This is a genomic window from Nocardiopsis sp. CNR-923, assembly GCF_001942255.1.
In the GTDB taxonomy this organism is placed as follows: Bacteria; Actinomycetota; Actinomycetes; order Streptosporangiales; family Streptosporangiaceae; genus Nocardiopsis.
Map to the genome: position 1 here is coordinate 1 of NZ_MKKC01000143.1, position 8,342 is coordinate 8,342.

9 protein-coding genes are annotated in these 8,342 nt (G+C 65.9%); 1 reads left to right on the forward strand and 8 read right to left on the reverse strand.

Going from position 1 to position 8,342, the window contains the following annotated elements:
- Positions 1-205: 205 nt before the first annotated feature.
- From BJF83_RS24660 to BJF83_RS24695, 8 genes are all read right to left on the reverse strand, one after another.
- Complete coding sequence (locus BJF83_RS24660) at positions 206-1,021, reverse strand: hypothetical protein (protein ID WP_075928204.1); 816 nt, start codon at positions 1,019-1,021, stop codon at positions 206-208.
- 243 nt (positions 1,022-1,264) lie between these two features.
- Entirely contained in the window at positions 1,265-2,326 is a 1,062-nt protein-coding gene (locus BJF83_RS24665) for a glycosyltransferase (protein ID WP_262391869.1), read from the reverse strand.
- Complete coding sequence (gene serS, locus BJF83_RS24670) at positions 2,287-3,579, reverse strand: serine--tRNA ligase (RefSeq protein WP_075928205.1); 1,293 nt, start codon at positions 3,577-3,579, stop codon at positions 2,287-2,289. The genes BJF83_RS24665 and serS overlap by 40 nt, the downstream gene beginning before the upstream one ends.
- The gene (locus BJF83_RS24675; protein ID WP_075928206.1) at positions 3,572-4,276 is read right to left on the reverse strand and encodes a histidine phosphatase family protein; all 705 of its coding nucleotides are present in this window, start codon (positions 4,274-4,276) and stop codon (positions 3,572-3,574) included. Before BJF83_RS24675 ends, serS begins: the two co-directional genes overlap by 8 nt.
- Complete coding sequence (locus tag BJF83_RS24680; RefSeq protein WP_083678698.1) at positions 4,273-5,205, reverse strand: aminoglycoside phosphotransferase family protein; 933 nt, start codon at positions 5,203-5,205, stop codon at positions 4,273-4,275. Before BJF83_RS24680 ends, BJF83_RS24675 begins: the two co-directional genes overlap by 4 nt.
- Positions 5,193-6,443, reverse strand: coding sequence for a methionine adenosyltransferase (locus BJF83_RS24685; protein ID WP_083678699.1), 1,251 nt, complete (start codon positions 6,441-6,443; stop codon positions 5,193-5,195). The genes BJF83_RS24680 and BJF83_RS24685 overlap by 13 nt, the downstream gene beginning before the upstream one ends.
- On the reverse strand, positions 6,430-7,230 hold the full coding sequence (locus BJF83_RS24690) for a hypothetical protein (protein ID WP_262391868.1): 801 nt from the start codon (positions 7,228-7,230) through the stop codon (positions 6,430-6,432). Before BJF83_RS24690 ends, BJF83_RS24685 begins: the two co-directional genes overlap by 14 nt.
- Positions 7,227-7,874, reverse strand: a complete 648-nt coding sequence (locus BJF83_RS24695; RefSeq protein ID WP_187347215.1) for an N-6 DNA methylase — start codon at positions 7,872-7,874, stop codon at positions 7,227-7,229. Before BJF83_RS24695 ends, BJF83_RS24690 begins: the two co-directional genes overlap by 4 nt.
- 176 nt (positions 7,875-8,050) lie before the next feature.
- On the opposite strand from BJF83_RS24695, the gene BJF83_RS24700 reads away from it, so the two are divergent.
- The coding region (locus BJF83_RS24700) for a glutamate--tRNA ligase family protein (protein WP_262391870.1) at positions 8,051-8,342 on the forward strand (292 nt) is incomplete at its 3' end.

Consider the following 8,342-nt stretch of genomic DNA (forward strand, 5'->3'; position numbering starts at 1 on the left):
GGTGATGGCAGTCAGCGTGGACGGCAGGGCAAAATGAACCTGCAACGGAGCTCCTCACGTACGAGCTGTCTCGATCGACTGCCTGTACCAACGAGCTCCATTGTGCTTTCGCTTCGAACCCTCAATGTGCTTGCAGGACCTGCGAGAACGCTAACTTCCCGGCCTTGGGGGAAGGCCCCAGGAACCCTGTCCGCCAGTGTGGGACTCAGCCTCGGACCGGAGAGAGCGCTGGGTCTTGTCGCTCGGCGTCCGCTCCTTGACGGGTCTCGATCCTCGCCCGGGGGACAGCAACGTGTCCGCGGGACACCTCGCGCTCCAGCAGCGTGGTCACCTGGGGCCAGCCGAGCTTTATTGGGGCGAAAGTCTCCCAGTACCGGTGGTAGGCGCGGCAGAGCGAGCTGAGCCCGAACAGCGCCGTGCCGGGCGGAACGGACTGGGTGAGGCGGCGAACCGCTGCTCCTGCGCCTCGCGATGCTGGGGCGATCCCGTGGCCGAGAAGCAGTGTCGCGGTGCGCACCGCGTCCAGCACGTCCGTGTCCGCGTGGTCGGTGAGTGGGCCGTGGACCAAATCTGGCCAGGGCTGGCGTGTCCTCGCCCACGCCAGCCTCTCCAACCCGGACCCGAGGTCAACGGCCATACGCCGGGGGTTGTTGGCGTTCCACAGCAGAACGATGTCTCCGAGACCGACGCCCGCGTGATGGAAGCGGAGCGTGACCCCCGAGACCTCGCGGCGGTGCCACACCCTCAGGTCGCCGCTCAACGTGACATGACGGGCATGCAAGCCTATGCGGGAGAGTACGGACAACCAGCAGTCGAAGGCTTCGGCGTACTCCTCAACTCCGCTGATCGGGCTCACGTGGGAGACGTTGACGAAGGAGGTCAGGAAGCCGTCGAGGAGCCGTCCCCGCGCGTCCCTTCGGCCGGTGAAGCGCACGACGGGTTGGGGGAGAAACCCCTGGCGGTGGGTGAGGTCGCGTCCCTCCTTGAGCAGGGGATCGAGGGCCTGCACGGCCGAGACCACCAGATCCGTGTCCTGGCCCCACCGCAGTGGCAGGCACTCGGCGCGCCCGACGCTGGGCCGCGTAGGCCTCCTCGATCAGAGCCAGGAGCGCGTCCCAGGGCAGAGGGCGACGTGCGGGTCTGTGGGTGGATCCGCAATGAGCGTGCCGGACTCGGATCCGTGTCCCGTCGGTCTCGATCTCCCAGTTCGGTCCCAGGGCACGACGAAGGTGGTAGGGGATGAGGTGGGGGTCGGGGCCTTCCGTCACGGTGTCCTCGCGAGCGTCTCAAAGTGCCGCTTGGCGTCGAAGCGGCCGAGGCCGACCTCCTGGACACGCCGATGCGGAAGCTCGGATGCTTCCTCGATCGCTTGGGCTAGGGCTTGGGCGGCGGTCTCGTCGTCCACGACAGGATCCAACACCACCTGGGTGCCGGTCCGTTCGCACAGCGCCGCCTCCACGCAGGTGCCCTCGTTCCAAGCGAGCGCCGCGATGGGTGTTCCCGCGCGGAGGGCCTCCCCGAAGACCGCCGCTCCGGCCTCCACGTAGTCGCGGGAGTAGGTATAGACGAAGACCTCGGCATCGCGGAAGGCGCGAGTCTTGGCCGAACCGCCGAGTTCCCCCACCCACTCCACATGGTCAGCGGAGAACAGACGCTGGTGTCGGCCGACGTACTCGTGGTCGAAGACCGGTCCCACCATACGGATACGTCTGCCCAGGATCTGGGCCGCCCTGATCGCTAGATGGGGGCTCTTGTCCTCGTCCACCCGGCCCACCCACACCAGCCCCTCACCGCGCGCGGAGGCGGGTTCTCGCTCATCCAGACCAGCGTGCACCGCCAGTTCCTGGATTGGGCCGTGCTCGCGGTAGCGGTCGGCCATTTGCCGCGAGTAGCAGTAGAGCCTGCGGTTGAGGCCGTCGAAGGCGGCCTCGTCGTGGCGGAACACGGGCGAGTGCTGGAAGGTCACCACGTCGCAGCCGAGGGCGTCGGCGGCCTCGCGCCACGCCGGAAGTGACGGGTACTCGTGGCCCACGATGAGCAGGTCGTAACGGGACTCCCGTAGCGCCTTGAGCTCTGTGGATCCGGTCTCGACGTCCTCCAATCGGACTGGGTGTTGTTCCCAGCCAGAGCCGAGGTCATCGCGCCATGCGGGTCCGAGGAGATGGACGTCGGCGCCCGCGGCCCGGGCTCCGAGGGCAGTGGCCCACAGCCACCGCTCGATTCCGCCGTATCCGTGGGGTGGGAAAGCGTAGGTTCGGGAAAGTCGCAGACGCCGACGAGCAATCGCTACTCCTGGGGGGTTCCGTCCGCCGCGATGCGGCGGTATCCGAGATAGGGGGTCAGCGCTTCGGGAAGCACAATGGAGCCGTCCTCCTGCTGGTTCTGCTCCAACAGGGCGGCCAGGGTTCGGCCGATGGGCAGACCGGAGCCGTTGAGGGTGGCCACGGGGGTGGTCTTGCCGTCCGCGCCGCGGGTGCGGATGTTGGCTCGCCGGGACTGGAAGGTTCCGCAGTCCGAGACCGACGAGATCTCGCGGTAGGTGTTCTGGCTGGGCAGCCACACCTCGATGTCGTAGGTCATCTGAGCGGAGAAGCCCATGTCACCGGCGGGCAGCAGGATGACGCGGTAGGCCAGGCCGAGTTCCTTCATGCAGGCCTCGGCGTGCCCGACCATGGACTCCAGCTCCTTCTGGGAGTCCTCGGCCGCGCACAGGCGCACCATCTCGACCTTGGAGAACTGGTGCTGACGCAGGACGCCCCGGGTGTCACGGCCGTAGGAACCGGCCTCGGACCGGAAGCAGGGGGTGTGCGCCGTCAGCGCGAGCGGGAGTTCCTTGGTCGGGATGATCTCGTCGGCGTACAGGTTGGTCAGGGGCACCTCGGCGGTGGGGATGAGGTACAGGGACCGGTCCGCCACCCCGGTCCTGAAGAGGTCCTCCTCGAACTTGGGCAACTGCCCGGTGCCGGTCATGGTGGCCGGGGTGACCAGGAGCGGCACACCGTGCTCGACGTAACCGTGGCGCCGGGTGTGGATGGCCAGGAACAGTGAGGCCAGGGCGCGTTCGAGTTCGGCTCCCACACCCCGCGTGACGGTGAAGCGGGGCCCCGAGAGCTTGGTGGCGCGTGCGAAGTCGAAGATGCCCATGGCCTCGCCGAGATCGACGTGGTCCTTGGGCTCGAAGGAGAACGCCTGCGGGGTGCCGACCTTGCGCACCTCGGTGGCGAACTTCTCGGAGGCTCCGTCGGGCGTCTCGTCGAGGGGAAGGTTCGGGATTCCCAGGAGGAACCGGTCCAGTTCCTCCTGGACCGTCTCCTGCTCGGTCTCCACCTCGCGGATCTGCTCCTTGAGCTTGCGGGCATGCTCCTTGAGGTCGGCGATGTCACCGCCCTCCTTGGCGGTCCGCTGCACCTCCTTGGCGACGCGCTTGGCGTCAGCCCGCATCTCCTCGGCGGACCGAATGCTCTGCACACGTTGCGACTGGAGAGCCTCCAGAGAGGACAGGTCCAGAGAGTAGCCGCGGCGGGCAAGTTTGCGAACGGCTTCGGGACCCAGGTCGATCAGTACGCGGGCGTCATGCATCGGATTCGGTCTCCTCCAGGGATGTGGGCACTGGCCCGGGCAGGCAGAGGACAGTGCGATCGTCCTTTGACGATATCCCCGGGCCGGCCTCGACCTTGTCGGAATCAAGCTCCTCACGGAGCTCATCGCTCAGGCGAGTCACCCAATCGCGGAGACATTGGTCGGCAACAGTGAGGGGTTTCAGGTGGGGAGCCTCGGGGAAGAAGGTCGGAACGCTGGCCCGAGGACCTCGCGAACGGAACCAGACCAGCACCGAGAGGAGGAGGCCGTGCGCGACCACGAGTCGGGGCGCTTCGACGGTGGGCAAGAACGCGCATCCACTGAGCATCCGCAGCAAGGCTTCGCGCTGGGATTCCTGGGAGCCCGGGGGCCGCGCGGTGGGTCCGTGCTTGCTCAACCAGGCGGCATACTCCAGGAAAGGCCGTCCCTCGAATACCCCGTAATCCGGCTCGTCCAGACGGGAGTCAACGGATTGAGGAGATTCGATCCCCTCCAGGACCAGACGGGCCGTCTGCCGCGTCCTGGGGAATGAACTCGTCCAGCAGGAGCGCACGGCCATCTCCTGAACGCGAGGGCTGATCGCTCGCGCTTGCCGGACGCCTTCCCTGTCCAGGGGCACGGGGATGTCAGGGTTGCCGTTGACCAGGTAGCGCGCGCTGTAGGAGGTGCGCCCGTGTCGGACGAAGTAGGTGGTCACCAGGCCGTTTCCGTTCCTTGGGACAGACCTCGCATGACCCGGGCCATCACCGGAGCGCGGGTGTCGCCGACCTCCAGGTAGTAGAGAAGCCCGTCCAAGCACGTTGCCAGGCACCATGAGCGCAGCCGCCCCTCCCCGATTCCCGACACCCGGGCCGTCAGTGCGAGGCGTTCATCCGTTCCTCGTCCGAGCCGGTAGTACACGATCCAGAAAGCCCAGTCGAAGATCGCGTCCCCGTACATCGGAAGGGGGTCCAGGAGGTGGGGGCGCCCCTGTTCATCGCAGGCAATGTTTTCCTGGTACAGGTCTCCGTGAAGGACCGTCCGGTGGTGACGCGCCCGGTTGAGGGATTCGAGTTCCCGCAGTCCGGCCTGGAGCAGCGGACGAGGTGTGTCCGGACCCAGGGAGTCCAGGCGTCGGACCACTCGGGGCCGCACCTCCTCGTCGAGGTAGGAGGACAGCTCCGGGAACTCGTGGTGTTCCTCCACAGCACGGCCCTGATCGTGTACGGCCTGGATAACCTCGGCGACTCTCCGCGCGTCATCGGCTGAGCGCCGACTACCTCCCGGCCGCCCTCCGATGAGGGACAGGGCCGCGACCGATCGTTCCCTGTCGAATTCCAGGACACGGGTTGCCGGAACAGTGGACCAGAGCCGCAAGGCCGTGGTCTCCCGCTCACAGCGGTCAGGGTCCGGCCACGCCTTGAGTAGGACGCGTTCCCCTATGGAGGAGAGGGCGAGCACGAGGACGGAGGCGTGCCCGGCATCGTGGTACCCCACGGGTGTGAGCCCCCACCGCTGTCCTATGTCCGTCAGCGTCTCTGGAACTGTTGACAGCCAGTCCGTGACGTCGGGACCGTAGTGCGTGAGGAGCCGGTCACGGCATCCTGGGGGCGGGTCGGAGAGCCTCGACCCGGTCAGCTCAGGCACACGCCCTCCCGTACGATCTCGTCCGTCAGGTTCGGGAAGGACCCCAGGGCCTCCGCCACGAGTGCTTGAACCTTGTCTATCTGGGCGTCTCGTGCGGCGAGCCGGACGAGGACTCGTCCGGGTTGGTCGAGCGGCTGTCCCGTGGTGCTCACCAGATGGACTTCGGCGTAGTCGCCGGTCTCTTCATGAAGACGATGAGCGAGACGCTCAGCGGCCAGGTTGTAGAGCTTGCCGACGTGGTAGACAGGGTTCTTGCCGTTGGCGCCCTCCATGTTCATCGGCCGTAGCGGGGTGATGAGCCCATTGACCCGGTTGCCCCGTCCGACGACGCCTTCGTCCCCGGACTCGATGGAACTGCCGGTGTAGGTCAGGTAGAGCTCATCATGGGAGGGAACGTCGCGGGCGTTGAGCCGGATGTCGACATCAGCGCCCGGAAGGCGGAGTCCCGCGATCCGGTGGCATTCGGCACGAACTGTTTCCGCGTTGCGGAGGTAGGCCGCGCGGCTCATCACGTGGGAGGACTTCTGCGGGACGCACAGCACTAGGTCCGCTCGCTCGCCGTCCCAGCAGCCCATCACCTTGACGTCGCTCCCGCACCACGGGTGAGCCTTCGTGAACGGTCCGGGGGAGGAGAACGTGTCAGCGAGTTCGCGAACGAGTTCCTCGAAAGGGCTCCTCGGGGCCCAGCCCGTCCCCAACGACGTATCGTTTGCCAGCAGGGTCCGTCGTTCACGCAGGTCACTGGTGTCCCGAGGCGCGAACCACCTGCTGCGTTCGGGGACTTCCTCGCTGGTGATCACGGCTCCAGGGCTGGGGTTCGCGGTGACGTTGAGCGCGATGTCCAGGTGCCCGACGGCTTCGGGCAGTCGCTCCTGGAAGAACGCGCGCACGGTGGATTCGACCAGCTCTCCCACGGGCAGGATCTCGTCTCCGCAGCGATGGGCGGCCCGTCCGTTCACGAGCACACGGATCGGCGCGACCATTCGGCCCCCGCCGTAGCGGACCTCGCTCGCTCCGCCCAAGAGGGCCAGCTTGTCGAAGTTGTGGTGCAGGATCACACCGAAGCGGTCCAGAGTGAAGGCGCTGTAGGCCCTGGACAGCGCTTCGGCCAGGTGATCGGCCATGGTGTCGGGATGTCCGAGCCCTTTGCGCTCGACGATGCTGACGGTGTCGTCGAACGGGACCCCGGTCCTGATGGTCAGCCGCCCCATATCGGTGCTGGGTTCAGGTTGCTCCATACGTACTCCTGGCTTCGTGGTCGATAGTGGTCGAGCTGTGCTTGGGGAACGCTCGGCGAAACGTGCCTATGGGGGACCCCAGCTCGAACGCCCTGGTGATCGCGTGAGCGGCAATGCGGGACACGCTCGTGGGTCTCGGTTCCGCCATCAGTTGGTGGAGGACTCTCCTGCTTGCTGCTCCCAGACCGGGAACCGGCCTCCTGCCCAGCCATTCGCTGCTGCGTTCGTAATCGTCTTCGCTGGCCCCGCAATAGATGCAGTGCCGGTGGGTGTAGATGGTGACCTCGTCACCAGTGAGTGGATCAAAGCGAAACTCGCGAGTACCGCCCGCCCAGGTGTGTTCGGTACGTTCGAACCAGATGTTGCCGTCCTCGGTGGTGAAGGACTCGGCTCTCGAGTGGGGGCCGTTGGCGTATTTCGAGCAGTAGACGCTGCGTCGGGCCAGCAGCCCTGTGAGCCGCGTGATGGCGATCGCGTAGACCTGCCGGGTGAGGATGTGGTCGACACGCTTTTCGAGGTCAGGGATAGTTGTGGCGAGGCCGTCAGTGAGGCGGCGGACGATCTCGCGCAAGAACACACCGGATTTGGTGAACGGGTCGAGGAATGTCACGTTCGGGTTAGTCCAGATGTCCGCGCCGTTGTTGGAGTCAGCCCAGGTCTTGGCGAGTAGGTCAAGCATCGCGCTGGCCATCTCTGGAGGGGTGAAGACCTCATCGTTGGAGAGGTTGGCGATACAGGTCAGGACGTCTGGGTTGTGGCTTCGGAGCGCGAAGGGTGCGAGGCTCATACCGCACTCACCTGCTCAGTGATCTGGCGGACGGTCATCGTTGGGTAGGTCCTGCTCGGAATAAAGAGGTCTTCGTCATCAAGCTGGCCAAACAGGGTGCCCTCGTAGGATGCACGCTGAGTGAGGTCGCCGTAGCGGAAGTCACGTCGCTGGAACTTGCCCTTGCCGAGGTAGCCCCACTCGGGGAACGTGATTGAACTCCCACTTGGAGCGGTCATGGTTAGGGCATCGTCCTGGACAATGTTCACAGCGAGGACCGCGCGGGCAGCTCGCGCCCATTCGTCGTCTTCAGCGCCGAGGAAGGTGTTGAAGACGTCGGCGAGGTTGTCTCGGCACTCCTGAGCATTGTCAGCGAGTAGTTCGATGCCGTAGGTGCACATGAGGGAGAACAGGGCATAGTGGCGCTTCTCGAAGTCACTTTTACCGTGGCGAAGTTGGACAGCAGCGAGCTTGCGAGCCAGGACCGGGACGAGGAAATGACCGGAGCCGCATGCCGGTTCGAGTACACGCGAGTCGATGCGCTCAGACTCCTCCTTGACGAGGTTGAGCATGTCCTCCACCATCCAGGCGGGAGTGAACACCTCACCATGGTCGGCGACGCGCTGCTTGGACTCGACCAGGCGCTCTACCTCACTCAGGCTCATCGCCGCTCCTTCACTTCTTCATGGTTCATATCAAGGTAGAGGCTTCCACTGACATCGGTGAAACCCCCTGGACCCTCCCGTCCAATCGTTGCCCTGGTGCACCAGCGGATCGCGTTAGGCTCTGTGGGGTGGCTGACACCTCGATTCGCACCAGGTTCGCACCGTCCCCGACCGGCATGTTCCACGTGGGCAACGCCCGGTCGCTGCTGCTGAACTGGGTGGTCGCACGACAATCCGGCGGCACCATGGTGCTGCGGATCGAGGACACCGACGCTGCCCGCTCCCGCCCGGAGTGGACCGAGGGCATCCTGGCCGCCATGGCCTGGCTGGGCGTGGACGCCATCCAGTACGAAGGCCCCTACTCACAGACTGAGGGGCCCTGCTGTTTCCGGACAGGCTTTGAACCGTCCGCATCACGCGGCCAGACGCATCTCCTGATGGGCCGCGTACACCTCCGCAGGAGTGTTG

Coding starts and splice junctions, on each gene's coding strand:
- serS (WP_075928205.1), bottom strand. CDS start 3,579: ATGCATGACGCCCGCGTACTGATCGACCTGGGTCCCGAAGCCGTTCGC.
- BJF83_RS24685 (WP_083678699.1), bottom strand. CDS start 6,443: ATGGAGCAACCTGAACCCAGCACCGATATGGGGCGGCTGACCATCAGG.
- BJF83_RS24690 (WP_262391868.1), bottom strand. CDS start 7,230: ATGAGCCTCGCACCCTTCGCGCTCCGAAGCCACAACCCAGACGTCCTG.
- BJF83_RS24695 (WP_187347215.1), bottom strand. CDS start 7,874: ATGAGCCTGAGTGAGGTAGAGCGCCTGGTCGAGTCCAAGCAGCGCGTC.